Source organism: Enterococcus sp. BWB1-3 (assembly GCF_016745275.1).
In the GTDB taxonomy this organism is placed as follows: domain Bacteria; phylum Bacillota; class Bacilli; order Lactobacillales; family Enterococcaceae; genus Enterococcus_L.
This window is the reverse complement of the sequence record NZ_JADOEP010000005.1, coordinates 65,100-91,853: the sequence shown is the minus strand read 5'-3', so window position 1 is coordinate 91,853 and position 26,754 is coordinate 65,100. Positions and strand designations below refer to the sequence as shown.

Annotated in this window: 28 protein-coding genes and 1 pseudogene; 8 read left to right on the top strand and 21 right to left on the bottom strand. The window is 39.7% G+C overall.

The window, feature by feature from the left end; translation table 11 throughout:
• Window positions 1–44: 44 nt before the first annotated feature.
• The 4 genes from IW492_RS18325 to IW492_RS05480 all read right to left on the bottom strand — a co-directional run bounded on the left by IW492_RS18325 (window position 45) and on the right by IW492_RS05480 (window position 882).
• Complete coding sequence (locus tag IW492_RS18325) at window positions 45–167, bottom strand: hypothetical protein (protein ID WP_269160916.1); 123 nt, start codon at window positions 165–167, stop codon at window positions 45–47.
• A 169-nt stretch (window positions 168–336) separates the two neighbouring features.
• Window positions 337–408 (bottom strand): hypothetical protein, encoded by a 72-nt coding sequence (locus IW492_RS17975; RefSeq protein ID WP_229442314.1) that lies wholly within the window; start codon window positions 406–408, stop codon window positions 337–339.
• A gap of 154 nt (window positions 409–562) precedes the next feature.
• Window positions 563–673, bottom strand: a complete 111-nt coding sequence (locus tag IW492_RS05485) for a hypothetical protein (protein ID WP_236671792.1) — start codon at window positions 671–673, stop codon at window positions 563–565.
• A gap of 41 nt (window positions 674–714) precedes the next feature.
• Window positions 715–882, bottom strand: coding sequence for a hypothetical protein (locus IW492_RS05480; protein WP_202066413.1), 168 nt, complete (start codon window positions 880–882; stop codon window positions 715–717).
• A gap of 775 nt (window positions 883–1,657) precedes the next feature.
• Here IW492_RS05480 and IW492_RS18320 point away from each other — a divergent pair.
• From IW492_RS18320 to IW492_RS05465, 3 genes and pseudogenes are all read left to right on the top strand, one after another.
• A complete protein-coding gene (locus IW492_RS18320; protein WP_202066411.1) occupies window positions 1,658–2,125 on the top strand; it encodes a DUF5626 family protein in 468 nt (155 codons plus the stop codon).
• 497 nt (window positions 2,126–2,622) lie between these two features.
• A pseudogene (locus tag IW492_RS05470) lies at window positions 2,623–3,411 on the top strand (IS30 family transposase); the annotation flags it as partial.
• A gap of 64 nt (window positions 3,412–3,475) precedes the next feature.
• Window positions 3,476–4,306, top strand: coding sequence for an NAD(P)H-hydrate dehydratase (locus tag IW492_RS05465; RefSeq protein WP_202066409.1), 831 nt, complete (start codon window positions 3,476–3,478; stop codon window positions 4,304–4,306).
• Between the two features lie 212 nt (window positions 4,307–4,518).
• On the opposite strand, the gene IW492_RS05460 is transcribed toward IW492_RS05465, so the two are convergent.
• Both IW492_RS05460 and IW492_RS05455 read right to left on the bottom strand, forming a co-directional pair.
• Window positions 4,519–5,253: a pseudouridine synthase gene (locus IW492_RS05460; RefSeq protein WP_202066407.1), complete on the bottom strand. Its 735-nt coding sequence runs from the start codon at window positions 5,251–5,253 to the stop codon at window positions 4,519–4,521.
• 164 nt (window positions 5,254–5,417) lie between these two features.
• Window positions 5,418–7,067 (bottom strand): putative polysaccharide biosynthesis protein, encoded by a 1,650-nt coding sequence (locus tag IW492_RS05455; RefSeq protein ID WP_202066405.1) that lies wholly within the window; start codon window positions 7,065–7,067, stop codon window positions 5,418–5,420.
• Window positions 7,068–8,821: 1,754 nt separating this feature from the next.
• On the opposite strand from IW492_RS05455, the gene IW492_RS05450 reads away from it, so the two are divergent.
• From IW492_RS05450 to IW492_RS05440, 3 genes are all read left to right on the top strand, one after another.
• Window positions 8,822–9,511, top strand: coding sequence for a DUF3862 domain-containing protein (locus tag IW492_RS05450; protein WP_202066403.1), 690 nt, complete (start codon window positions 8,822–8,824; stop codon window positions 9,509–9,511).
• 167 nt (window positions 9,512–9,678) lie between these two features.
• Window positions 9,679–11,202 carry a UDP-N-acetylmuramoyl-L-alanyl-D-glutamate--L-lysine ligase gene (locus IW492_RS05445; RefSeq protein WP_202066401.1) on the top strand — a complete coding sequence of 508 codons (1,524 nt, stop codon included), beginning with the start codon at window positions 9,679–9,681 and terminating at the stop codon, window positions 11,200–11,202.
• 93 nt (window positions 11,203–11,295) lie between these two features.
• Window positions 11,296–11,613 carry a hypothetical protein gene (locus IW492_RS05440; RefSeq protein WP_202066393.1) on the top strand — a complete coding sequence of 106 codons (318 nt, stop codon included), beginning with the start codon at window positions 11,296–11,298 and terminating at the stop codon, window positions 11,611–11,613.
• Between the two features lie 421 nt (window positions 11,614–12,034).
• On the opposite strand, the gene ald is transcribed toward IW492_RS05440, so the two are convergent.
• The 6 genes from ald to IW492_RS05410 form a co-directional block, all read right to left on the bottom strand.
• On the bottom strand, window positions 12,035–13,150 hold the full coding sequence (ald, locus tag IW492_RS05435) for an alanine dehydrogenase (RefSeq protein ID WP_202066391.1): 1,116 nt from the start codon (window positions 13,148–13,150) through the stop codon (window positions 12,035–12,037).
• A gap of 137 nt (window positions 13,151–13,287) precedes the next feature.
• The gene (locus tag IW492_RS05430; protein WP_202066389.1) at window positions 13,288–14,220 is read right to left on the bottom strand and encodes a hexose kinase; all 933 of its coding nucleotides are present in this window, start codon (window positions 14,218–14,220) and stop codon (window positions 13,288–13,290) included.
• Between the two features lie 169 nt (window positions 14,221–14,389).
• Window positions 14,390–15,385 (bottom strand): tagatose-bisphosphate aldolase, encoded by a 996-nt coding sequence (gene lacD, locus IW492_RS05425; protein WP_202066388.1) that lies wholly within the window; start codon window positions 15,383–15,385, stop codon window positions 14,390–14,392.
• 83 nt (window positions 15,386–15,468) lie between these two features.
• Window positions 15,469–16,632, bottom strand: coding sequence for an N-acetylglucosamine-6-phosphate deacetylase (gene nagA, locus IW492_RS05420; protein ID WP_202066385.1), 1,164 nt, complete (start codon window positions 16,630–16,632; stop codon window positions 15,469–15,471).
• Window positions 16,633–16,802: 170 nt separating this feature from the next.
• Entirely contained in the window at window positions 16,803–17,975 is a 1,173-nt protein-coding gene (locus tag IW492_RS05415; protein WP_202066375.1) for an SIS domain-containing protein, read from the bottom strand.
• 25 nt (window positions 17,976–18,000) lie between these two features.
• Window positions 18,001–18,723: a GntR family transcriptional regulator gene (locus tag IW492_RS05410; protein ID WP_236671791.1), complete on the bottom strand. Its 723-nt coding sequence runs from the start codon at window positions 18,721–18,723 to the stop codon at window positions 18,001–18,003.
• Between the two features lie 59 nt (window positions 18,724–18,782).
• Between IW492_RS05410 and IW492_RS05405 the strand changes: the two genes are divergently transcribed.
• On the top strand, window positions 18,783–19,007 hold the full coding sequence (locus tag IW492_RS05405; RefSeq protein ID WP_202066365.1) for a hypothetical protein: 225 nt from the start codon (window positions 18,783–18,785) through the stop codon (window positions 19,005–19,007).
• Window positions 19,008–19,225: 218 nt separating this feature from the next.
• Here the strand turns inward: IW492_RS05405 and IW492_RS05400 are convergent, their stop codons facing one another.
• The 6 genes from IW492_RS05400 to lacD (IW492_RS05375) all read right to left on the bottom strand — a co-directional run bounded on the left by IW492_RS05400 (window position 19,226) and on the right by lacD (IW492_RS05375) (window position 23,765).
• Window positions 19,226–20,269, bottom strand: a complete 1,044-nt coding sequence (locus IW492_RS05400; RefSeq protein WP_202066362.1) for a PTS system mannose/fructose/sorbose family transporter subunit IID — start codon at window positions 20,267–20,269, stop codon at window positions 19,226–19,228.
• Complete coding sequence (locus tag IW492_RS05395; RefSeq protein ID WP_202066360.1) at window positions 20,259–21,062, bottom strand: PTS mannose/fructose/sorbose/N-acetylgalactosamine transporter subunit IIC; 804 nt, start codon at window positions 21,060–21,062, stop codon at window positions 20,259–20,261. The genes IW492_RS05400 and IW492_RS05395 overlap by 11 nt, the downstream gene beginning before the upstream one ends.
• 21 nt (window positions 21,063–21,083) lie before the next feature.
• Window positions 21,084–21,560, bottom strand: a complete 477-nt coding sequence (gene agaV, locus IW492_RS05390) for a PTS N-acetylgalactosamine transporter subunit IIB (RefSeq protein WP_202066357.1) — start codon at window positions 21,558–21,560, stop codon at window positions 21,084–21,086.
• A gap of 161 nt (window positions 21,561–21,721) precedes the next feature.
• Window positions 21,722–21,997 carry a preprotein translocase subunit YajC gene (locus IW492_RS05385; protein ID WP_202066355.1) on the bottom strand — a complete coding sequence of 92 codons (276 nt, stop codon included), beginning with the start codon at window positions 21,995–21,997 and terminating at the stop codon, window positions 21,722–21,724.
• A 2-nt stretch (window positions 21,998–21,999) separates the two neighbouring features.
• Complete coding sequence (gene agaF / locus IW492_RS05380) at window positions 22,000–22,440, bottom strand: PTS galactosamine/N-acetylgalactosamine transporter subunit IIA (RefSeq protein ID WP_202066353.1); 441 nt, start codon at window positions 22,438–22,440, stop codon at window positions 22,000–22,002.
• 341 nt (window positions 22,441–22,781) lie between these two features.
• Window positions 22,782–23,765 (bottom strand): tagatose-bisphosphate aldolase, encoded by a 984-nt coding sequence (lacD, locus tag IW492_RS05375; protein ID WP_202066351.1) that lies wholly within the window; start codon window positions 23,763–23,765, stop codon window positions 22,782–22,784.
• 157 nt (window positions 23,766–23,922) lie between these two features.
• Between lacD (IW492_RS05375) and IW492_RS05370 the strand changes: the two genes are divergently transcribed.
• A complete protein-coding gene (locus IW492_RS05370; RefSeq protein ID WP_202066349.1) occupies window positions 23,923–24,075 on the top strand; it encodes a hypothetical protein in 153 nt (50 codons plus the stop codon).
• 187 nt (window positions 24,076–24,262) lie between these two features.
• On the opposite strand, the gene IW492_RS05365 is transcribed toward IW492_RS05370, so the two are convergent.
• The 3 genes from IW492_RS05365 to IW492_RS05355 all read right to left on the bottom strand — a co-directional run bounded on the left by IW492_RS05365 (window position 24,263) and on the right by IW492_RS05355 (window position 26,740).
• A complete protein-coding gene (locus IW492_RS05365) occupies window positions 24,263–25,306 on the bottom strand; it encodes a DUF4349 domain-containing protein (protein WP_202066347.1) in 1,044 nt (347 codons plus the stop codon).
• Window positions 25,306–25,815 carry a sigma-70 family RNA polymerase sigma factor gene (locus tag IW492_RS05360; RefSeq protein WP_202066345.1) on the bottom strand — a complete coding sequence of 170 codons (510 nt, stop codon included), beginning with the start codon at window positions 25,813–25,815 and terminating at the stop codon, window positions 25,306–25,308. Before IW492_RS05360 ends, IW492_RS05365 begins: the two co-directional genes overlap by 1 nt.
• A gap of 199 nt (window positions 25,816–26,014) precedes the next feature.
• Window positions 26,015–26,740 carry a YebC/PmpR family DNA-binding transcriptional regulator gene (locus IW492_RS05355; RefSeq protein WP_202066343.1) on the bottom strand — a complete coding sequence of 242 codons (726 nt, stop codon included), beginning with the start codon at window positions 26,738–26,740 and terminating at the stop codon, window positions 26,015–26,017.
• Window positions 26,741–26,754 lie beyond the last annotated feature (14 nt).

Below are 26,754 nucleotides of genomic sequence, written 5' to 3'. Positions count from 1 at the left end.
TCTTAGGCATTAATAATAACACATATTACTTCACAGCAAAATGCTTATTTTACTTTTAGAATGATTGCTGCATGGAAAAATTGATTATCAAACTCCAGAAATACTTCTGAGATATCCAAATAGCTGAAGTCAACTTGTAAAATAGTTAACAGATCTGTCGCTCTCAATACTTTCACTTCTTTCGATAATAAAAAAGTAGTTTCAGTTAATAAATTATGCTATAATGTCAATGAAAAAGGAGATATGCGCTAACATATCCCCTTTAACAGCAGATCACTGTTTAAGACAGCAATCGCTAGAATTCTTAGTTGTTAAGACAACCATAAACTGCCAAGTTTATCGACGGTTGTTTTTTTTGTCGTTTTTATGCAAGTCAACAATCAGTTTTACTAAAGCAATAACAAACATGCTAAAGCTTAATAATAACTGAATTGTCTCTAATGCTGACAAAATAGCTTTCTCCTTTCATAGATTTCAGTACTTACATACATAAGCACCACCACCTTTCAGGAAGAAGCCACCACCGTCATAAACTTTTCTGCCCTATTATTATATCACAGGATCAACCGGCTGTACTAACCAAGTCCGGCATTTGTTCTTTTAGATAATCTTCAGCAAACCCTTCATCACTTAACCAGGAATCAATCTGATTTTTTTCTAGGATCACCGGCATTCTATTGTGTATCTGGTCAACTGAAGAGTTAGCAGCTGTCGTTAAAATAATGCTACGATCCCCATCATCATATTTTTGAAGAAGCCGGCCAAGTAAAGAACCTTCTTTCCAGGTTCCCTAAATAGTACATTTATGGACGTAACTTCACCTGCTGCACTCAATAAAATAGCAGCAACTAGGCTAATTAAAATTCGGTTGAACTTTTTCAAATCATTCCTCTCCCCTACATCATAATTTCCATCATTTGAAATTCATATGAACTTAGATGTTCACACAAAATTCAGGATCGATCTATCTTTTATAAAATCAATTGGCGCCCCCCTTCTAGAATATTTCTGTATCTCTCTCTCAAAGGAACAAATTTTGATTCTGTTGCAAACCTCTAAAATAAACGGACTTTCTTTACTTTCCTCCTCACGTTAAACAGATACTTTCATCAAATACTGATCAATTTTCCCAGTCGCAACAACATCCAATATTTTTAACAAAATACACGTTTTCATAAAAAAGTCATTTCTCAAGAATACTCCAAAGCAAGAAAACGATTTCTTTTATCTTTAAGTACCAAAAAAATTACATAAGTCAATCTTTAATTAATTTTAAGAACATCTATTTTCCTGTTAATCAGGTTACATTTTCTATAATGCATAAAAACAAAAACCTTATATAGAGATAGTTCTTGAATTTTCTCTAACCCAAAGCCTCATTTTTTACCCTTTAATTTAACATCCAGATCTCCTTCAGATAAAAAGCATCTGGCTGAAAATTTTTCCTATACTTTAGTAAACAACTAGTGTGCATGTATGCTAATAAAGTAGAATCATTCATCTTAAAAACACTCGTTTTTAAGAATCTACATCTCCCCTAATATTCTTGCCAATACTGATAAGCAACTATGCGTTGACACACTGTAAACAGAACGGTGCTTTCCTTTATATCCCTTCTTTTGTACTGTTAAATTATAAAGAACGAGGAGTGATAATAGTGAAAAAAGTGTTAATTTTAGGCGTTTCAGTATTTTTTTGCATTGTTGGTAACAGCTCAGCTTCCCATGCTGGAAAAGAGCAAGAATCAGTTACCTATTCGCTATACAACACACAAAAGCAGATTTCCAGCATTGTCACGGAAAAAGGAGAAATGCTAATTATTACTATAGAAAAAGAACCCTCCCTTTTTCGAGCGTTGGGAAATGGTACGTATACCGTTTCAACAGCAAGGAAGGGCTCCTGGAAAGCCAGTTATCAGGTGATTGTAAAAAATAACTCAATTACTTCAACAAAAAACGCAAGCGCTACTGCTATCTCCGGTTCATTTACTCGTAAATCTTTGCGAATTGATCATTCAAAACAAGCAACCTACTATTTAAAAAGAAAGGTAGGAACATCTACAACAAATATCAAATTTCGTGCAACAATCAATAGCTCTAACTTGAATGTTTCGGTTCTCACTTAGGAATCCGGCATATAATTTACTTCAATTTTTTGATCCCACAAAAGATAGTCACCAATCATAATAAAATTGAAGTAAAATACTCTTTTAGAGAATTAGGGCCCAGTCGCGTAGATAAAAATACAGGATTGCGACTTGGAAATTATGAAAATAAGAAAGTTGTAACTACTTACAGAGTTAAAGGAAAGAGTAAATCTAAGTTAGGTTCAAAGACTTATACTATGAAAACAACCCAAGTCTATGCATTTTAAAGCAAATATAGTAAAATTAACTATACTTTAAATTTTTATCGTCGGGAGTTGCTTAATTATTATGCGGAAAAAAGGAATACGTTATTTATTATATTTTATTATCATATTAGCAGGAGTTTATATATTTGTTGAAAATGGAGATTTTATAAAATCATTTATAATAGCTGTAACAGCGACGATTTTAGGTGCTCTACTAGTATTATTATTTTCTAAAAATAATAATACTGAGTAAATAACGCTGTAAACATTCAATATAAAGAAAATAAAGCACGTTGTGGGAGACGTCCAATTATTTTAGCCGCAGATCAACAGAAGTACATTCAAACCATGGTTGCTGGTTGGATCCCAGATGTGATTATCGGTCGAGCAGCGTTTCCTATTTCATGCTCTGTCAGGACACTCTATCGTAAGTTCAAAGCCAATCAATTTGATTGTGCAAAATTACCAATGAAGGGAAAAAGAAAACCCAAAGGGTACAACGAGCGTCGTGGAAAGCAAGCGTTTAAACGTACTATTTCAGAAAGAATTACTGACTATCCTGAATTTAACCGGGAATTTGGTCATTTGGACGGCGACACAATTGTTGGCGTTCATTATAAAAGTACCGTCATCACGCTGGTTGAGTGCCTGTCAAAAGTGATTATTACGCTGAAACCAGACGATCGCAAAGTAGTAGATATCGAAAAAGCAACCACTAAATAGTTACAAAATATTCCCAAGAACTTATTTAAATCCATTACCTTTGATTGTGGAAAAGAGTTCTCAAATTGGAAAGATATGAGTAATAACAAGGATAGTTCGATCTATTTTGCAGATTCTGGAACACCGTCACAACGTGGATTGAATAAGCATTCTAACGGCTTATTGCGCAAAGATGGGCTTCCTAAAACGATGGATTTTAATCAAGTTGACTTAGCCTTTATTTCAGCCGTTGCCTCCAAAAGAAATCACATACCAAGAAAATCATTAAACTATCAGACACCATTAGAAGTATTTTTGAGTTACCTAAATGATGAACAATTGTCTAGCTTAATTTGACAAATCAAATAAATAAAAATGCGGAATCTCAAAGCTGATTGAGGAATTGAGAGGAGGAACAATCATGAAAGCATTATCTGTAAACAATTTAAAGAAAGTGATTGCAAAACGTCCAGAAAACAGTCATAAAGGAACCTTTGGACGAGCGGTTCTGATCGGCGGCAACGAACAGTACGGCGGCGCCATTATCCTGAGTGCGCTGGCAGCCATTTACGCCGGGACAGGGCTGGTCACAGTCATAACTGACAGGAAGAACCACGCACCGCTTCATGCCAGACTCCCCGAAGCAATGGCTGTTGACTGGCTGGATACAGAATTGATTGACAGTGTTTTAAAATCAGCGGATGTCATTTTGATTGGACCGGGACTGGGGTTAGGTCTTATCAGTCAGCATCTTCTGATCCATGTACTGGAAAGTCAGACAGACAAGCAATGGCTGATTATTGACGGCTCAGCAATCACTTTGTTCGCAGAGAAAGATTATCCGTTAAACAATCCAGAACAAACCATATTTACTCCGCATCAGAGAGAATGGGAGACATTAAGCGGTTTACCTCTTGAACAGCAAACGGACAAAGCAAATCAAACTGCCAGAGAAATGCTGAAGGCTTCGGTCGTGCTGAAAAGTCACCGTACCAAAATTTACACTTCCAAAACTATTTATAAGACCCCCATCGGTACAGCAGCAATGGCAACCGGCGGCATGGGAGATACACTGGCAGGAATAATCACTGGCTTCATTGCTCAATTCCCAGCGAAAGAAGAAGCCCTTTGCGCAGCAGTCTACCTTCACAGCCTAATTGGAGAAGACCTCAGTAAAACCCAGTATGTCGTACTGCCAACCAGCATATCCGAGCATCTGCCAATTTACATGAAACAATTTGAAGAAAAATAAATTGAATAGAAAAAGCGGCTGCAGAACCCATTCAGTGTCCTTTCAGCCGCTTCTTTTCTACTATTTAACTCTAGGACATGTCTAAAAACTCAAGCGGCGAATAGTTTGATGATTTTTATCGAACGCCTCGTCATAAATACTCGCTTATGAACCATATAACCTGTGTTTTCTTCCTTGATTTCAATAAAAATCACTGAAAAATTCGAATGCCGCTACCTTTTCAGACACACCCTAGTTTCCAACAGGATCAATTCATTCTCTGTCAGTGGACGATATTCGCCCAATGCCAATGCTTCATCTAAATATAGTGCACCCATGCGCAGCCTCTTGAGATAAACAACCTTTTTATCCACTGCTTCAAACATTCTTTTTACCTGATGAAATTTTCCTTCCTGAATGACCAAACGAATCTCTGAAAGCTTTTCAGAATCATCTATAGAATCAATGAACAGCTGGCTGCTTTTTACTGTTTCACCGTTCTTCAACGCAAAGCCCTCTTTGAACAGCTGAATATCCTCTTCTGTTACAACCCCCGAAATTCGTGCAAAGTATTCCTTGTCTACATGCTTCTTTGGAGAAAGCAGACGATGAGCCAGCTGCCCGTCATTTGTCAGAACCAACAACCCTTCTGTGTCTTTGTCCAGCCTGCCAACCGGGAAAAGATCTTCACGAAAATCCTCATCTGACAGTAAATCAAGCACTGTTTCATCATACTTATCTTCTGTTGCAGAAATCACACCCTGAGGCTTATGAAGCATATAATAAAAATATTTCTGATAATGAAGTATTTCCCCAGCGTACGCAACTCGATCGCTATTCTCGTCAACTTGCGTTTTACCATCCTTTTTTACTAAGTCATTCACGGTGATGACTCCCTGTTTCAACAGTTTTTTTACTTCTTTACGGCTTCCGCATCCGGTATCTGCCAAAAACTTATCCAGTCGCATTGTCTTCCGCTCCTTACTTCTAATTCTTCAGTCACTATTTTAAAATGCCACCGTTAAATAGATTGACTTCACATAAAAGATTTCCATTTTCTTATCGTCATGCTTTAACATTCATTATATAAAACAAAGGCGCAGGACTTTCCCCACGCCTCAAAGTATTCTATCTACTTAATCTTAACCTTTGCACGCAGTCCATCCACGTCTTTCCCAAGCAAACGGTCTGCCAGTCGAATCTTCAATGTCATGTAGCCATAAACAGCAATTCCAACTGCAGCTACTATCAGAACAATCAGAAACGCCTGCCCTTTACGATCCGGGTTCAAAAACAGATATAGAAACTGTTTTGTCAGGAAGGCAAAAACAATCATAATCAGTGTAATAACAAAAATCAGTAAACTGCGGCGCAGCGTCAGGCTCAAATTGAATTTGGAAATTTCTTTGATTTTACGCATCAGCAGGAAGCATGAAACACTGAATCCAATCATGGTTGCCACTAGAGGACCATATGCTTCCAAAAATCGAATACTTGGGTATTGAACAATCAGTTTTACAGCTAATCCAATCGCAAAATAGCGGATTGCTGCCCGGTTTCCGTACATCCCCATCAGCATGTTGGAAATAAGCATATACAATCCCATAAACAACCCTGCATAACACGCTTGAATAAGCAGACTTGTCCCTAATCCATCCGGACGATAAAACAACGTATAAAGCGGTCTGGCCAATACAATCATACCAAATGTTGACGGCAGCATAACAAACGCAAAAAGCTGCAGATTGTTGCTGATCAATTTAGACAGATCACGATATTTTTTTTGAGTCACAGCTTCTGTAATAAGCGGCAATCCAGCCATGGCAATAGATGTGGCCAGTGCAATAACGACCATCGTCAATTTATCCGGATTGGCATTAAAAACCCCAAAAAGTTCACGGAGTTGACTATCCGAATAACTCGTAAATGTCCGCATGAAATTAGAAAACGTAAATTGATCGACTAATTTAAATACTGTTACACCAGAACCAACAATAATAAACGGAATTGCTTCTTTAAACGTTTCTATTAAAAGGCCCTGAGGAGAAACCTGGTGCTTGTTTGCGCTGTGCGCTTCAAGGTAATCAAACATTGGTTTTTGTTTATGCAGATAAAAGTACAGCACAACAAAGCTGACAATCATTCCGATAAATGCCGCAAAAGTTGACTGAGTCACGGCATCTACATAATCGCCATTAAAGACTTTCATAATAATGAAAGCAGTCAGCAGCATATAGAAAACACGTGCAACTTGTTCAACAATCTGTGACAGGGCAAAGGGCATCATATCCTGATTTCCTTGGAAATACCCTCTGATAACACTCATACACGGAAAAACCAGCACGGCCAGACTTAACGATTTCATCGTTGGAACCAGCTCTTCTCCGCCTCCTGACCAACTGGCCAGTGCAGGTGCTGAAATATACATAACCAAAGCAAAAACTGCTCCCAGAACGGCCATCATCTGCAGCGCTTTGTAAAACAGCTGTCTGCTGATCTTGTATTCATTCATAGAATTGTAATGTGCCGTTTGTTTCGCTATTGCAGCAGGAATACCGGCTGTAGAGATTAACAAAAACAGTGAATAGACTGTATACCCCATAGAAAACAGACTATTCGCCTCGTCAGCATGTTCCCCCATCCAGGCGTACCATGGAATAATATAAACCGCTCCTAATAAGCGGGAAATGATATTACTGGCTGTCATCCACGCTGAACCTTTGACCATCTTTTCCTGATTAGTCAATATCGGCTGTTCAGCAGTCCCGGGTTGATTGATCATTTACTCCCCAACTTTCTTAAACATACTTCTTCTATTTTAATTGTAAAATCCTTGATATGCAATCCATTTATAAAATAATTATGCAATGCTTCAGAATTCCTTCTACTCTTAATGAAGTCCTCTATTTATTTGCGGAAACTACTGCATTTTCCTGTCAAACTCCTTTATTATACCCGAATATGCTCCCATAATGCACGATTTATTTTTCTGCTGCCTGTAAAATTCAAACACTTTGCATTCGACAGAAAGAAAAAAGCCTTTGAAAGGAGGATTTTAACCAAAGACAATAGTTATTCTTCCTGACTTTTAGCAGCTTTTTCTGTCTCCGTTCGATAAACAGTATCCTTCAACTGCATGCATAAGCAACTTTTCATTAGTACCGGATTTCATTTTAAAAGCTGAACTGTCAATTCCGGCTTGCTTAAAAACATTTCATAAAGAATATTCATCCGATTGGTATAGTATCTGTGATGGACCACCTAATTTAGATAAAAAATAGTCAGCCGGCACAGCTCCGTTCCTTTTAGATTATTCCTGTCAATGAGTATCAGCTCCTAAAAAACAGCATAGGTATCATAGACAACTATTTCAAGCTAGGTTCTCCGATTTTTGCCTTGTCGTTACAGTTTTCCTGCATAGCCTCAGCTGAATGAATCGATAACATATATGCAATAAGAACTCGGCCACCTGATGATCAACAACCTGGTTATAAAGCTTTCTGCTAAAGCTCTGTGTCTGTTCCGCAATCACAAACAGCTCATCTGCTTAAAAAGCTGAATAAGATAGGTTCCTAAAAAGAATTCATAACCTCACCAATCCTCTATCTTCCTTAAATAGTCAATAATATTTTCGCTGTCTGCTTCAAGCTCCATATTAAGGGCACGTTTGTACAACACTTCCCTATCAAAACGCAGGATAAAAGCATTGCTTTTCCGATTCATTTTAGTTTTTATATTTCTGAATGAATTTCTTAAAGATCAGGGAATTGTCTGAATGCAAACCAAATCCTTATCAAGTTCAACTTCTTCCAGCCAGTTGCTCAACGATATCTCGGGAACTCATAATAGAATTCATCAACCGTACTGTAGATTTTATTCCTTTTGAATAAGTTGCTTTGTTTTTCTGATAAAATTTAACATTCCTACAGTATTCATAGTTTTTTTGCCTATTTTTTATTAAATGATAGCACAAACTCCAAAAAAATATCTGTAAGCATAAATTTTGAGAATAGTATAGTAATGATGTATTTTTTTAAATCAAGCTAAATTATCTTATTTCTATTACTTTTCATCATTTGATAGGATTTAATTTATAAGGCTAAAAATGTTTCAGCTCTTAAAATTAACATTCATTTAACAAAAAATTGACATCCTTTCTATATTCGAAGACCCAACGACGAGCAATTATTTTTCTACAAATATACTCTATTATATTGACTGCCGATAAAATCTCATTTTCAACATGAGCCTTTTTCAATGACTGCTATTCTAATTTCTTAAAAGACCGGTTAGCACAACTGCTTTCAAACCGATTCTCTACTTCTTCTCATACAGCCGCCCTGTATTCTGCTTTTTTGTGCCTTGCTTTTTCATTCCAATACTTATATATGTTTTTGGCAATACATCTGCGAATTCCTTTACTTAATACTATTCTTTTTATTTTTTTGCAAAATCAACTAAATTAAGCTTGTATTTCCAAATAAACATTTGTATGATTGAAATGCTGAATCAAACTAATGGAAAAGAGGATGAACTATGGGAAGAAAAGAAGACAGAATGGCAACAGCCAAAAAACCGATCGCAAAAAGAGGATGGTTTTGGTTATTGGTTTTCTTGATATTGGGTGGCGGAGGCTTTGCTGCTTCACAGTTTATCCCTTTTGATTTTGACCTGCCGTTTGGCAATTCTGCATCTAAAGATTCGACAACCGAAGAATCCAAAACAACAACTGAGAATACAAATACTGAAGAAGATATTGTGGAAATACTGGAACTGTATCGTTCAATCAATCTAAGCGATTCAATAGCGGAAGATGTTAAGGGCTCCAGCTATGATGACGTCGTAGCACTGTTGGGAGAACCAAGCTCCAATGTTGATTCCGAAATTGGCGAAACAAAAACCAAGATGGCTATCTGGAATACCTTCAATGGAAAAACAACGATCAGTGTGAACTTCAGCGATGATTTTGCCATTGGAAAAAGTGTCGCAAAGCTAGTCAGTGAAGCAGATGATAAAACTACTACAGCTCAGTTTGAAGCCGTTCCTACAGATGGTTCTTACACCTATGAACAGGCGATTGAAGAATTTGGTGCTCCAGATTCACTCAGTGATTCACTTATTGATAATGTACACGCAACCACTGCATTTTGGACGACAAATGTGGAACAGGGCTTCACTATTCATTTTGATAATGATCAGGCAGTTACAAAAGAACAAGTTTCTTAATAATAGAACAAAGACAGGCAGTTTTCGGATAAGAACCGGAAGCTGCTTTTTCTCTGAAATACGCTGCCTTGATGTTTTTGTTTTGAAATTGTATGATAAATGTTAAAGATGACAACAATCAGAGCGGGAACTCCTTTCCAGCTCATTTATATTTGGAGGCTTATTATATGAGTATCTCATTGACAGAAATTAAAGAGTGTTTAATAAAAGAACAGCTTTTAAAAGAAATGGTTGCCGGTTCTGACTGGACTCTCATTATTCCGCAGCATCTGTCCGATCGGCTGATTACCGCTGTATCCTATGATTCAAGAACTGTCTCTGAGGATACCTTGTTTTTCTGTAAAGGACTGAATTTTAAAGAAGAATATTTGGTGAATGCTGCAGCCGCAGGATTAAAATTTTATGTTTCTGAAACCCCTTATGACACAGCTGCCGAACTGGGCTTCATTGTAACAGATATAAAAAAAGCGATGTCGGTTCTCAGCATGCTGTTTTATGATTATCCTCAAAATAAACTGACGTTGGTTGCGTTTACTGGGACGAAAGGAAAAACAACTGCTGCTTATTTCACGAAATTTATTTTGGATCGCTCAACAAATAAAAAGACGGCCATGCTTTCAACGATGAATTCAACGCTGGATGGAAAAACCTTTTTTAAATCTCAGCTGACAACGCCCGAATCTGCGGATCTCTATCGAATGATGGCAGAAGCAGCAGCAAATCAGATGACACATTTTGTGATGGAAGTCTCATCCCAGGCCTATAAGACAAATCGGGTATACGGTCTGACATTTGATGTCGGAATCTTTTTAAACATTACTCCTGACCATATCAGTCCGATTGAACATCCTACATTTGATGATTATTTCTATTGCAAACGGCAATTAATTGTAAATTCCAAAAAAATCATTCTGAATCATGACTCTGATTACTTCAATCTGCTGAAAGAAACTGCTGATTTGTATCATACACCTGTCGTTGTTTATGGCAGCCAAAAATCAGAAGATGTAGATTACCTCTATACAAAAGATCCGAAAAATTCGCTGGTCTTTAACGTTTCAGCTGCTCCTGATACTCTTTCCCTGTCAGGAGAATATTCTTTACGGCTGGGCGGAGACTTTAATATGGGCAATGCGTTGAGTGCTGCTATCGCCTGCACACTGGTTGGCGCATCAAAACAGGACTGCCATTCAGGTATTCAGGAAACAACTGTGCCTGGTCGAATGGAGCAGCTGTCTAATACAAATGGCTCAGCTGTTTATGTTGACTACGCACACAATTACGATAGTCTGAAAAACCTTCTAAGTTACATAAAAGAAGAACATCCAGACGGCCGTTTAATTGTTGTCATTGGCAGTACAGGAGACAAGGCAATTTCCAGAAGACAAGATTTCGGAACAGTTTTGTCTGAACTTGCTGATTATGCCATCCTGACAACCGATGATCCGGCTTCTGAGGATCCTCAGAAAATTGCAGAAGAAATTGCTGCTCATCTTGCTTCATCGGTTGAATCCCAAATTATTATTGATCGGGAGCAGGCAATTAATGCTGCCTTGTGCTTAAGCAGACCGGAAGATGCTGTGGTTTTAGCTGGCAAAGGGGCTGATTTATATCAGAAAATCGGCGGGAGAGATCTGCCTTATGAAGGAGATTTCGCTATTGCTGAGCGGATCATTCATAATAAAAAGTAAATGCTGAATTCATTCACAAATAGCTGTGCAGTAAACGTCAATCGCTTTTACTGTGCAGTTTTTAATTTATTAATAAAATCAGGAGGAAAAATGATGAGCTACGAAGAAAAAGACTATTTTATGCGGCAGATAAAAAAACTGGCTGAGGGTTTAGGTATGATGCTCACGCTGAACTCAGTAAAGGAAATTATCAACCTTGAACAAAACGAAAACAGCAAACTGACTGACGAAGAAATTGAAGCGATCCTTCTTGCTATTCAGGTACAGAATAAAGCAGATCAACTGGGACTGAACAAGGAACGGCTGTCCGAAAAAACAGGACTCTCTCAAGAACGGCTGGAACAGCTTCTTGAAAAGAATCAACTTCCGACAAAACATGAGCAATCAGAGTTGGAGAACTTTTTATTCTGATAACCAAGTATTTTCTAGTGCCGAATACTTCGCAATAGGTGTAAGAACCATTTCTCTAGTCCATTCTTCTTTAGAATGACGCAGGATCTATCTGAAAACTATCGAGGAAGTGCTCAGAAAATTTTTCTACATGTATAAAGAGTATGTTGAGTGCCTCTATTGCTCCATACTTAGAAGAGAGTAGCAGGAACAATAACAAAAACCTGAATCTTTCCCTTTACAAAGCCGATGATACTTAGGCTTTTAAGGAAAAGTTCAGGTTCTTTTCATTCTGTTCATCCGTTATACAGAGACTTTAATCAGTTTTCAAAACTGTAAACTGCAGAAAATAACGGTCGAGGTCCGACAGATTCCCTATAGAAGATTCAGTCGACAAGTCCAATCTATTGCCGTCCCTCATTCAATTCCGAACTGTCAGATTCTATTTTAAGAATTCAGCGATATCTGTATAAGGCAGTTCCAGGTCCGCTGCAACTGCCGGATTTGTCATGGCACCATTCAACGTATTAACACCTCTGGCTAATGCTTCATTCTGCTTCACGGCTTCTTCAAAGCCTTTATTGGCAAGCTCCAGTACATAAGGCAATGTTGCATTTGCCAAAGCATAGGCAGATGTCTGAGGAACAGCTCCCGGCATATTTGCCACAGCATAATGGATTACGCCGTGTTTGACATATGTTGGCTGCTCATGTGTTGTAACATGATCAATCGTTTCAAAAATCCCGCCCTGATCAATCGCAATATCGACAATCACTGAATGTTCAGGCATAGATTTGACCATCTCCTCTGTTACCAATACAGGTGCTTTGTGTCCTGGAAGCAGTACAGCACCGATCACTAAATCTGCTGTCTTTAAGGATTCCTGAATATTAAACTGGTTGGACATCAGTGTTTTGATCGTTCCGTTAAACTGGTTATCCAGTTCCTGCAGACGTTTTGTATTCACATCCAGAATTGTCACATCTGCGCCAAGACCCAGAGCGATTTGTGCAGCATTCGTTCCTGAAATTCCACCGCCGATAATAGTAACATTTGCTTTACGAACACCGGGAACTCCGCCAAGTAATATCCCTTTTCCTTCAGGAATTTTTTCCAGACAGTGCGCACCAATCTGCGTTGCCAATCGGCCCGCGACTTCGCTCATAGGCGACAATAAAGGCAAGCTGCCATTTTCCAGCTGAACACTTTCATATGCGATCGTATTAATTTTACTCTTCATCAACTCTTCTGCCAGCGGTTTATTAGCTGCTAGATGGAGATACGTAAACAGAACCAGATCTTCTCTTAAAAACTGATATTCCTCTGCCAGAGGCTCTTTCACCTTTAATACCATTTCCTGATTCCACGCTTCTTCAGCTGTCGCCGTAATAGCAGCTCCTACAGCAATATACTCTTCATCTTTGATTGAAGCACCTGATCCCGCACCGGTTTCAACAAAAACTTCATGTCCTGCCTTGATTAAATCAAGAACACCGGCTGCCGGTAAGGCTACCCTGTTTTCACCAATTTTGATTTCCTTGGGAATACCAATTTTCATATACATTACCTTCTCTTTCGTTTAAATTCTTATCCATCTTATCTATGTCATATAAAAAGTATAAAGTAAGAAAAAACGATTCGCAAGGGTGTTCGGCATATTTGTGAGTTATTTAACGAACAACTGTTGTCCATTCTTTACAGCTGAGTAACAACAATCTGACCGAAATAATCATCGATTTTATTCGGGTCAATCCAGCCTGTCTTTATTTCCAGTGCATTCAGCATTCCCGTTGTCATACCCCATTTCAGAACATCTTCGTCTGTATTTTCTGCAGCAACAGCGTATGCTAACCCTGCTAAGGTCGCATCCCCTGAACCTACTGGATTTACTGCTTCAAGAGCAGGAATCCTGACCTTGTAGAATTTTTCTTTATGCTTCGCTATCGCCCCTGCTGCTCCCAGCGAAACAACAATCCAGTCAATGCCGTCAAACATTGGATGCTTTAGTTGCTCTAAAAGCTCTTCACCCTCAGCTTTTTCAACAGACAGCAGCTCTGCAATTTCTGTTTCGTTCGGCTTAATTAAAAAAGGCTTATTCTCTGAAATCACTGCCTGCTTCAGTGCGTTACCTGAGGTATCCAATAATACAGAAACCTTCGCTTCCTTAGCTAAACCAATCAGCGTATCATAAAGATTCTGAGATAAACCAGCAGCTAAGCTTCCTGAGATGGTTACCAATCTGCTTTTCTTTACCAGAACTTTGAAATGTTCAATAAATGTCTGCTCCTCCTGCTTTGTTACAGTGGGTCCTTTTTCTAAAATCTCTGTCTGCTGTCCCTGATCATGCAAAACAGCAATCGAGTTCCTTGATTCTTCCTTTATTTTAGTGAAGTCGTGAAGGATACCTTCTTTTTCAAGCTCCAATTCAATATATGCACCTAAAAATCCGCCTAATACACCAGTTGCCAGCAGCTCCCTATCCAATTGATGAAGGACTCTGGAAACGTTCAAGCCCTTCCCACCGGCAGTTTTCGATACCTCGCTGACACGATTAACATCATCCAGTTTGAAATGTTCCAATGAGTACGACATATCAACAGAAGGATTCATCGTTACAGTTAAAATCATAGGTAAGCCTCCATTCTTTTTTACTTCCGGGAAATGTCTGAACAATTAGAATCTCCCATTATTTTCAACACTTCCCGACTGGACATCTAAGATCATCCGTTTTTACAAATTATTTCACTTTTTCAATTTTTCTAACTTTATTAGGAGAACAACTGCCCCTTACTGCGGACTATTCCACCATGATCTTGTCATGCCAGGAAGAAGCTGTTCGATTTACAACTTCATTCAGTGATTCAATATTCTTTTTACCTTCACCTGTCAACCAGTCTATTGCTGCAGCATCACCGGCTTTTACAAATGGCGCCACACCATTTTTCCATGTTGCCCTACCGCAAAGAACACCATTAAAGGTAGAGCCTGCCTGTTTGGCGAATTCCAGTGTTTTTTGAAACAGCTCTGCGGATACTCCCGCACTTAGAAAAATAAACGGCAGATGCGTTGCATCACTTTGTTCTTTAAAACAGGCAAGAGCTTCTTCTTGAGAATAGACTGCCTCAGCTTCGTCTTCAGCAAATCCTTCAACATAATTCATGTTCACAGGAACTTCTACTTTCAGTACATCTACCTTATATTGCGTCTTGGAGAATTCTTTCATCATTTCGATCACCTTATGCGGTTTTCTTTTCGCATATTCTGTTGATCCTGCATCTGCAATTTGAGCATCATAAGAAACCAGCTCCAGATAAAACGGGATGTCCTCACCCAGACACTCGCTGCCCAGACGTTCAATAAAGACATGCTTTAAATGATTGATTTCTGCCGCTTCATCCACATCATAGTAAAGCAGAAATTTAATGGCGTCCGCCCCTTTTTCTTTCAGTCTTTTAACAGACCAGTCTTCCAGCAAATCCGGAAGCCGCCCGGGTGTTGATGCATCATAGCCTGTTTTTTCATAGGCCAGCAGCAGTCCGGCTTCACTGTCTCGGGCTTCCGCTGCCGACAGACCATATTCAGGATCCAGCAAAATAGATGAAGCAAACGGTGTTAACTGCTCAGAAACCAGCTTTTTAAAGTCGCTGATGCTTTCTTCTGCCGCCTCTAAGCCCAGTGCACTGATCATTTTCTTAAGTGCTCCCCGCTGATCAATGGCTAACGCTTCAATCAAGCCATCTTTCGTTGATAATCGATCCATTGACTCTTTCTTTGCTTTGCTTATCTTTAACATCATTCTCCTCCTGTTTCTTTCCACTCTATTTTTATTACCTGTTCAACCTTGTATCGTCTCTTGTCGTTCTTTTATGCAGCAGTTTATTCTTGTTCTTTCGAACACATATAAACAGACTGACCTTCCAAGTATGTTTCAAGCAGACTCATATCCGGACCGATAATTAGAAAATCTGCCGGCAGACCTGCTTCAATACTTCCACACTGGTCATCAATATGGACACTTTGTGCTGGTACCAGTGAAGCCATTTTGATTGCTTCCTCCACAGTAGCAAGATCCCAGTCAACAACATTCTTCACCCCATCAAACAGCTGCAGCACACTGCCAGCCAAACTGTCATTTGACTGCAATCGTGCTGCCCCATCTTTGACAATTACTGGGAATTCCCCAAGCGTATATTCTCCAGCAGGCATTCCACCAGCACGCATACAGTCAGTAATCAGTGCAATTTTCCCCGACGTTTTCACCTTCATCAGTACGTCAGCCGCTCCTGGATGAACATGATGCCCATCACAAATCAATTCGGCGATCACCGCTTCTGATGTCATTGCCGCACCTACCATTCCCGGATCGCGATGGCTCAAGCCGCTCATTCCATTGTATGTGTGTACAAACATTGAAGCACCCGCATAGACAGCTTCTTTCGCTTGATTATAGGTTGCCGCACTATGCGCCAAAGCTACAGTTACGCCTTGTTTTGTCACTTCACGGATAAAGTCCGCAGCCCCCCTTCGTTCCGGTGCAAGAGCAATTTTTCGAATCAAACCATTACTTAATTTTTGCCAATGATTGAATACGTCAATATTCGGATCGGAAAAATAGTCAGGATTTTGCGCCCCTTTATGTTCTTCTGTAAAAAATGGTCCTTCAAAGAAAATCCCCTGAATTTTTGCTCCTTCCACCTCTTGATAACGTGAACCAATGGATGCAGCAACTTCATTCAACGTATCAATATCTGCAGTCAGAGTTGTCGGTAAAAATGAAGTAACACCACAGCTAAGCAATCCTTTGGACATTTTTTTGATTCCTTCAAAATTATTATCCATTACGTCATATCCCATAAAGCCATGAATATGTGTGTCGACCAGTCCGGGAGCAATCCATTTTCCGCTGTAATCCAGAATCTCGCCTTCCGGCTTTTCTTTGGTAAAATTTCCAAACTTCCCATTCGAAACTTCCAGATATCCGGCAGATGCCCTCCCGCTTTTTAAAAAGAAACGATCTGCCTTCAAATAATAATTATTCATGCTTCTCTTCCTTTCCTGCCAAAGCATTCTTTTCAGAAACTGCTGAAATCTTCCTTTTGTCATGGCTAAAATAGCAAGCAATTAAAGCTGAAGACATCTCAAAATAAAGGGTCAGATGACAGTTTGTTCTGTTCCGACCCCCATTTCAGCCAAAGCTTCTATAATCAATATCATTTTTTCAGTTCGTAAATTGTTACTCCTTCAACTACCCGATTCACAGTACCTGTCGGAGAAGGAGTATCAGGTGTATTGCTGACTTTAATGGAACTGTTTAAAGCAACAGTCTGAGCAAACAGGATATCTGGAAATACCTGATAAGCTTCCGGAAGAATCACTTCTTCCTCAGAAAACAGGAATGGTGTCCCGGCAACCTCTGCCGAATCTTTTTGACCGATTCCCACAACCTGTGCAGCGATCTGATCTCTGTGTACTTCTGTCAAAATATCCAGATCGTACTTTCTAGTGTACACATCGTTATTAATAAACACAAAGAGCAGCGTTTTAGAATCAACAAATGATTTAGGACCGTGCCTGAATCCCAGAGAAGAGTCAAAAACCGTCGCAATTTTTCCAGCAGTCAGCTCCAGTACCTTCAACTGTGCTTCCCGTGTCAACCCGGACAATGAACCTGAACCTAAATAGACAATCCGGTGATACTCATCTTTCAGCAAAGACTGAATCTCTTCTTCGCGGCATATAACCTCCCGACCCATTTCACTCATCGCAGTTACGTAGACTTCTTTCTTTTTTAATTCTGTCTGATCAAAAATCAATAATGCAGATAACGTCATGCAGGTAAAGCTTCCGGTCATCGCAAAACCCTTATCGTTTGATTTTTCAGGCATCAGCAGCAACAGAACTCGGTCATCGCCTTCGGCAAACTGTGCCAGCTGTCCATCAGGTGCACAAGTAATCGTTATATGAAATATATTTTCCACAATTGCATTAGCAATCTCTACTGCTGCCAAACTTTCAGGAGAATTCCCGCTTCGCGCAAACGACACTAGAATCGTCACTTCGTCTGAAAGCAGATAATCATATGGAGCAGCTACAATATCTGTCGTCCCAATACTTTCAAATGTAAACACCTTTGTATTACCCTTTTTAGTTAGATAAGGAACCAGTGTGTCTCCCACATATTGTGAAGTGCCGGCTCCAGTAAAGATTACCCGAATTTTTTTCTTTGTTTCCTTTTCTGCCCGTTCAAAAAAAGCAGCAATTGCTTCCTTATTCTCTTTATATATTTGTAGAGCTTCCTTCCATAAGTCAGGTTGCTGTTTGATCTCACGTGTTGTGATCTCCGCACCCATTTTTTCTAAAATATCTGCTTTTTTTTCAAACATCTAGCCTACGCCTCCTTGCTTTTAATCAGCGAACATGGCGTACCTTATAACGAAACTTATCTGCACGTGCAACGCTTAACGTAAACTCAATTACTTCATTCTTTAAATTATACGTTGTTCGAACCAAGTTAAGGCTAGGTGCGCTATAAGGTACTTCCAGCTGTTTCGCATCATTATCACTTACAATACTTGCATAAAACTCTTCTTCAGCCAGCTTAATAGTTTCACCGTAATCCTCGGAAAACAGATCATACAGCGGTTTTTTCTCCATATCTTCCTTTTTCATTTTCATAAACTTTTTATAGGGTAAATAGGACCGCTCAACCATCATCGGCAGTTCATCGGCACTTCTCAAACGTTTAATTTTAATAATTTTTTCGCCTAAAGAGAGGTTCAAATGCTCTGCAAAAAACTTATTGGCTTCTACAATACGATAATCCAGAATCGTTGTTTTAGGTGTTTTTCCAAGCGATCTCATTTGTTCAGTAAAACTGTAGCCGCCAGTCAGATTCGTTACTTCCTGACTGATGGAAGAAACAAAGGTTCCTTTTCCATGCTGACGATAAATGTACCCCATCTTCTCCAGTTCCTGCAGCGCCAAACGTACTGTTGTACGACTCAATCCGTACTTATCCGACAACTCACGCTCGGATGGCAGCATCGCATGCGGCTCCAGCTCTGTTTCAATCTGTTCTTTCAGCAAATCAACCAGCTGATCATACAACGGCTGTCTTCTCTTTCTTTCCAATATATTCCCCTCCTGAAATTTAGTGGTGCAATGTCTTGAATGATTAATCAAGCTATTTCATGTTTAGCAAACTGCCAACAGGAATTATTGCATCCCTTCCTGAAAAACAGCTTGGCTTGTTTACTGTTTCTAAGCTGACCACTTTGACTGCAGAGCTGAATAAATTGCCGAGACAACTACTATTGAGCAATGCTGCAGCTTGTCACCCCGGAACAGCCAGTGTCCCGAAACAGCTCTGGACAAGTGGTAACTACCACATGTTAAGTCTATCATTCTTCCATTGAATTTCAATGATTTTTCATCATAGTTTTTCAGCTGAGGTTCGTCCGGTAAAGAGAACGTTTTGAAAGACCAGTCTTTAATCTTTGAATTTTGACTACTCTTTATAATGGGAAAGTCCGGCAGTTAATTGTTTATTCTAATTACTAACCCAGACACTTCCCATTCACTGCGGTCTTCATTGTTTGACAGAGTACGTATCTGAGAGCTGTCAGTCAAGCTTCTATGGCCAGATAGACGGCCATAAGCCGAACCCTGAACCAACCAGACCAATCACCAGTACCAGACCAATACATTTCAGCGGTGTCCAGCTTCGTTTTGCCAGGAAGAAGTACAGAATCAGCGTTAGTGCCAACGGAATCATCTGCGGTAAAATACCATCAAGAATTCCCTGAATGTCAATCGTCACATCCTGTGTTTCATTTTGGTTAAACGTAACTTCGTATTCCCCTGAATCCAGTTTTCTAACACCCAGTGCCTTTTCTCCGTCTGCTGCATCCTGAACGTCTTCTGTCAGATTTCCATCTTCATCTGTTTTATAAATAAACTCATCGTATTTGTGCTGATCAGCTGCAGAAACAACTGTTGTAACAGAATGAACAACATTTGTTGTACCATTAGGAATTTGAACATCCAGCTTTGTCGCTCCATAAACACATGTCAATGCGCCAACAACGAATATACCCAAGATACTTGCTGCTCTAGTGAATTCTTTTGCATTTTCTGTCAGCACCCCAATTGCATCTGTCCCCAGCTTGTAGGACCAGTTCATCAGGAAGTAACGCAGTGCAAACTGTGCAACGTTAAATACCAGTAAAAAAACAAACGGAGCAGCAATATTGCCGTCAATCGCCATATTGGAGGTAATACCGGCAGTAATTGGAACCAGTGTAAACCAGAACAATGCATCGCCGATTCCGCCCAAAGGTCCCATAGCTGCCACACGTACTGCACGAATCGTTGGAATATCTGCTTTGTTTTGTTCAAGAGAAAGGACAATCCCCATAACAAACGTTACCAAAAACGGATGAGTATTAAAAAATTCCAGATTATGACTCATGGATGCAGATAAATCATCTTTTTCATCTCCGTGAATTTTTTTCAACCCCGGAAGAATGGAATACAGCCAGCCGCCAGCCTGCATCCGTTCATAGTTAAAGGATGCCTGCAAAAACAGAGAGCGCCATACCATTTTATTTAATGTCTTTTTATCCAGCTGAGGAGCCGGATTGGTATTTTTATACGTGTCTGGAATATTATATGCCATCTTCGTCACCTCCGAAGTTATTCACTGATGCAGTCTGTTTGAATTTTGTCTGAACCTGATAATCCCAGAATGCCAGCGCAAATCCGATAAATGCCAAAATAATTAAAGCAGGACCGCCCAAGCTTGGTGCTGCCATTACGATAACAGCCAAAGCAAATCCAAAGAAGTAAAAGCCCCACATATCCCGAGAGACCATTACCTTAAGCAAAATCGCAAAACCGACATAACGCATCATTCCGCCGGCTGCGCTTAAGCCGCCCATCAGCCATCCAGGAATGGCATCCACTACAGTTTGTCCAAATGCCTGACCGCCGATAAAGAATAAAACAACGATAATACCGAAAATACTTCCCAACCCCAGCATTGCCAAATAATTAATCCAATCAATTCCTTTGGTGTTTCCTTCATGAGCATAGTTATCTGCTACAGTCATTGCCGGTGACATCAAAGAGAACAGCAAAGTCACACCATATTGACCCAGCAAGGAGAATGGAATTGCTGTGGCAACAGCCACTGTCGGCTCTAATTTCAGTGTAATCGCCAAAATGGCAGCCATAATTCCTCCAATTACTGCATTCGGCGGCTGTGCTCCGCCAACCGGCATGTTTCCAATGGTCATCAGCTGGTATGTTCCTCCAACAATCAGCCCGGTCTGCAGATCCCCCAATATCAAGCCAATAACCATACCTGTTACAATAGGCTGATAAAGAGATTCCAGAAAACTGAATTGATCAATGGCAGCAATAAACGTTACTAAAAACACTAATACTATCTGTAAAATACTGTAATCCATTTTTTTATCTCCTTCCTAGTTTCAGCTAAAAAGCTTCTTACTGTCTTCTATCGGTGTTGTCGGCACACGGCGAATTTCCAGTTCAACACCCAGTTCCTGCAGCTTTCGGAAAGCTGCGACATCCTGGTCATTAACAGCAACAGTTGTAGCAACCTGACGTTTTCCTTCAGCCATATGCATATTCCCGATGTTTACTTTCTTAATCGGTACACCGCCTTCAACTAATGTCAGCACGTCTTTTGGGTTTTCCGCAATAATAAAGATTTTTTGATTCGGAGAAGCCTTGTGAATAATTTCAATCGTTTTCTGTAAAGTAAAATAGCGCGTTGCTACTCCATTCGGTGCTGCCATATCCATTAATCCCTGTCTGACCTTGTCCCCTGCTACTTTGTCATTTGCCACTAAAATCAAATTAGAGCCAAGTGAACCATTCCACTGCGTTGCTACTTGTCCATGAATCAGTCGATTGTCAATACGTGTTAATAAAATATTCGGCATCTGTCATTCTCCTTTCTTTGGTACCAATTGATTTCCTCGTGCTTAACAAGAATCAATTGCTCTCTCTTCTTTGATCCGATAGCCCCATTCCTAAGCCGCATCTGCGACAAGGACTGCGGTTCTCCTTTCTCATCTTATTTATTAATAGAGTCCGTCAAGTCTCAGCCAACGATCTCCGTAATAGCAAACCTTGATATTTCCATCACTGCATCAGACTTAGTCTTTACATCCACTGTTTCATGTCCGATTCTGGTTAAGGTACCGTGAACGCCGTTTAAAAAAATCACCTGTTGCCCTACTGCCAGCTCCTGGTGCAGTTTTCGATAATAATCCTTCTGTCGTTTTACATTTTTAAAGTTGAAGACATAACAAACAAGTGCCATTCCCACTAAAAAGGCGATCATTATAATTGAGACTGCCAGTATACTATGCCACATAGTCAGATCCCTTCTTCCTCAAATTCATTGTCAGTTTCCTCCGATAACTCCAACTGTGCATGTACCAGTCCTGAACGCCCAACCTCAAGAATCATGCTAACAAATTCTTTTGCAGAATCGGCTCCACAGCGCAATCCGCTTCCTTCAATTAATAACGGCAGATTCGTGCCTGCAAGAACCTCTGCATTCTCTCTTTCAGAGGCCGCCAGCATAGCCGTTCGAAAAGGAGTTCCTCCCAAAAGATCTGAAAAAATCACCACCCCGTCTGATGAGTCCAATAATTTTTTTATTGCCTTTTCCATCTTCTCCTCAAAAACTTCCAGTGCTTCCTCTTCCTGAAAAGATACCACTTCAAATAATTCCTGAGGTCCTGCAATCATCTCCACTGCTCCCATCATCCCAGGGGCGAAACTGCCGTGACCCGTTAAAATACAGCCAATCATCCACTCACATCCTTCCACTTAAAAAATACCAACTGGTAGTAACCACGATATCAGTATAAAGTACAACCGCTTACAAAGTCAACTGATTTCCTAAAATATGTGAAAAAAATGAAATTTCTGTTTTACTTTGAGAAAAATACGTAAAACAGGTTATCTTATTAATACCAGTTGTTATCTTTTAAAGCAGCCGTTTTTTAAGGCTCAATCTAACGCATAAAACAACCAAAATTTATTATATTTAACGAAAATAGTATGAAAAACCTGAGAGTTAAACCAAAAATCAGTTTACCTCTCAGGTTTCTTCTTTTACTATCTGGATCTCGAAAATTTCACCTCTTTACTTACTCTACTCTATCACGCCAAGAAACAGCACTTTGCTCCACTACCTCATTCAGCGTTTCTATATTGTTTCTGCCTTGGGTCGCAAACCAGTCCAAACCTGCTGTTTTTCCTTGTGTTATATACGGTTTGACACCGTCACGCCATGTTGCACGACCACAGAGAACACCGCTGAAGGTTGAACCGGCTTCCTTGGCAAACTTAATCGTTTCCTGGAACAACTGCATTGTCACTCCTGCACTCAGGAAGATAAACGGTTGATTGGCTGCATCACTCTGATCTTCAAAATAGCTCAGAGCTTCTTTTCTTGAATAAATCATTTCCTCATCTGAAAATCCTTCTACATAGTTCATATCTACCGGAACTTCCAGTTTTAGAACATCTGCATGATACTGGGGTTTTGCAAATTCTTTCGTTGATTCAATCACTTTTCTCGGTTTGATTCGGGCATAGTCTGCTGGATGTGTACTGTCAATTTCCGTATCATACGTAACAAGCTCAAGGAAAAACGGAATATCCTCGCCCAGACACTCGCTGCCCAGCCGTTCAACAAACACATGTTTTAAATGATTGATTCGCTTATCATCATCCGGGTTATAATACAAAAGGAACTTAATCGCATCTGCCCCCTCCTCCTTCAAACGGCGAACTGACCAATCTTCCAAAATATCCGGCATTCTTCCAGGAGTCGAGACATCATACCCAGTTTTTTCATAAGCCAGAAGCAGACCTGAGCCGGCTGAACGTCTTTTTGCTGCAGGCAGTCCGTATTCGGGATCCAGCAAAATAGCAGAAGCATATTTTGTCAGTTCTTCTGAAGCAACTATCTTAAAATTAATAATCTCTTTTTCTACATTTGATTCTCCAAAAGCAGCCATCATTTTTTTCAGAGACCCTCTTTGGTCAATCGCCAGTACTTCAATAATTCCTTCTTCAGTAGATAGTCGTTCCAGCGCTTCCTTCTTCCCTTCACTCAATTTCAACATTCATGATTCTCTCCTTCCTTTCAACCTGCTTGATCCTTAACTGTCTTGAGTATAGGTCGTTCAAACAGAATTTACAAAAGAGACGGCTCTTTCCCTTTTTCCTCTTGACCTGTTATTCGTTTCATCTTGTATAGTAAAGAAAAAAAGAGGAGCAATCATGATTCATGCAATTGTAGCATTGGGTGATCTGCTTGGAAAAAATGATTATTTTGCTGATATTTCCATCACTGATTTTCAATTAACACTGATCTGCTTAAACAGCCTTTGTAAACCCTTTGAACAGACAATAAGCCTTAACTCGATTATTTGACTTGGTCTATGAGAAAAACAATTTAGAAATCCTCCGTTTGGCTCATTAGATTTTGTAAAAAAATATCCTATTTAGAATTTATATGGATTAATGCTGATATAAGGGCAGTGATTCCAATCATTTGGAAATAACCTTTTAAACGCCCCCCGCTGTAACAATAATTGATTAAAGAAAACAGCAGCTGACTTTATTCAACTGCTGTTTTCTTTTGTTTTCTCTTTTTATATTTATATCCCAAAAACAGAATAACAACTATTACCAGAACAATGTAGAGGATATTGCTGGCAATAAAGACAAGAATATTCCCGCCAAGCTCCTGCCAGTACTGCTTTTGCTTCTCAAAGTTTCCTTGAATTCGCTGTGTCAATGAAGGACTTTCCTGTTTCTTTTTTGTTTTATCTACTTCATCAATAGTTACTTCAACCGTTAAATAGTCCACCTTATTGTCGATTCCTTTATTGGAACGAACCAGCGATTCTCTTTCTGAACGAACAACGGACAGACGTTCCTGAATTTTCAGCATATCATCCATTTTTTCACTTTTTTTAAGCAGCTCCAGCAATGCTGTTTCTTCTGCTTCCAGCGCCTCGATCCTGCTCTCATTGTCTAAGTAGGTTGCAGCATAGTTTTCTGTCCGAACACTTTCATCTATTGTTTCACCAATCTTGCTCAGCTTATCCAGAACATCCTGACTTCCCGATTTTGGTATGCGGATAACGTAGTAGGCCTGCTGCAGTCCTCCAACCCATTGACCTTTGTTTGAGCTCTCAATATAGCTGTTGCTTTCCTTCACCAGTGATTCCAGTGCTTCAATATCCTTATCAAAACCTGTGGACTGTTTGGAGTAAACATAAAATTGCGCAGTTTTTTCAGAAGGCTCAGCTGTCTGAGATTCTGATTTTTGTGCCGTCGCCTCCTCTTTCTCCAAGGCGGCCTCCTGTGTATAGCCCGCATCACTTGCTGTACCACTGCTCATATAATTAGTTTTACTGGTTTGAGCCTGATTTACAGCAACTACGATAATGAACAGTACAGCTAAACCAATTGTAGTGATCAGCCAGGTCTTACGACTGAATCTGCTGAAAATTTTTCTACCAACTGATTTTGTACTCACAAAAAATGATTGAGGTTTTGTTTGCTCTCTAACATTGTATTCAATCATTCGATCGATTTTTTCCTGAGGGACTTCGATATTTTCCCACTGCTGTTTCCATTCTTGATTCAGTTTCATCATTCACCCTCCTCAAGATATTTTTTTAGTTGCATTCTGGCCTCATGAAGCTTGTACTTTGTTGTTCCAAGAGGTTCATTCAATACGAGACTGATTTCTTTGAGCTTTCTGCCATAAAAATAATGAAGAATAGTTACTTCCTGAAGATGTTGGGGCAGCCTCCTGATTCCATCATAAATATCCAGCTGTTCTTCTTTCGATAAATTTTTTTCTGGGTCTGCAATCTGTTCGTCTACTTCATCTGTATAAGCCTTATTCTTTTTCAAATGATCCAGTGCAGTATAGATGACAATGCGGACAGCCCAGGTGGTAAAATATTCGGGAAACTGAAGACAGCTGATTTTATTAATAATTTTAATCACTGCATCCTGAACAATATCCAACGCATCAGGCTCATTTTTAACATAAAGAAATGCTGTTTTGTATAGTTGCTGATAATGCTCCTTCAACAACAGCTCTAAAGCTTCCTGACTGCCATTGACAGCTTCTTCAACCGATACTTTCTTCATTTTTTCACCTTCTTTTCTTATTAGACGTCTGTAAATTATAAAAGGTTGGAACTTTTTTTATTTTTTTTCTGTCATATCGATCATACAGGAGTTTTCCGGTAAAATACAGACTGAACGAAAATAAAAAAACTGTACTGCTTCCATTAAAGGCGGCAGTACAAAAAGCTCTTTTGAGTTCTCATATTATATTCTTCAATAATCACAGATCTGCTGAAGTAAATACTTCCGACACATCATCATCGTCTTCCAGCTTATCAATCAGCTTCTGCAGCTGTTCATTTTGAGCTTCAGTAAGCTCTATCAGCGTTTGAGGGACCATGGTCAACTCAGCTTGAGCTAATGAATAGTCCAGCTTCTGCAGACCCTCTCGAACAGCAGGAAAAGCTTCAGGAACCGTATAGATCTCAAAGACTTCTTCAGATACCTCCAAATCTTCTCCGCCAACATCCAAAACCTGCTCCAGCATGGTATCCTCATCAACAGACAAAGCTGCCCGTTCAATTGCTATATACCCTTTACGATCAAACATGTAGCTGACTGAGCCAGTTTCCCCCAAAGAACCGCCATTACGATTAAAAGCAGTCCGGACATTCGTTCCGGTTCTATTCCGGTTGTCAGTCAAAGCATAAACCAGTACTGCCGAACCGCCGGGACCATATCCTTCATAAATCACTTCATCATAATGTTCGCCACTTCCTGAACTATCTGCCTTTTTGATCGCCCGATCAATATTGTCATTTGGCATATTGGCTGCTTTTGCTTTGTCTATAACCAGCCGCAGCGCAGGATTCATTGCCGGATCTCCTCCACCGGATTTCGCAGCCATATAAATTTCCCGGGAAAGCTTTTGAAAGATTTTTCCTCGTTTTGCGTCCTGTGCATTTTTTCTGCCTTGAATATTTTTCCATTTACTGTGACCTGCCATTTTTCTTCCCCCTG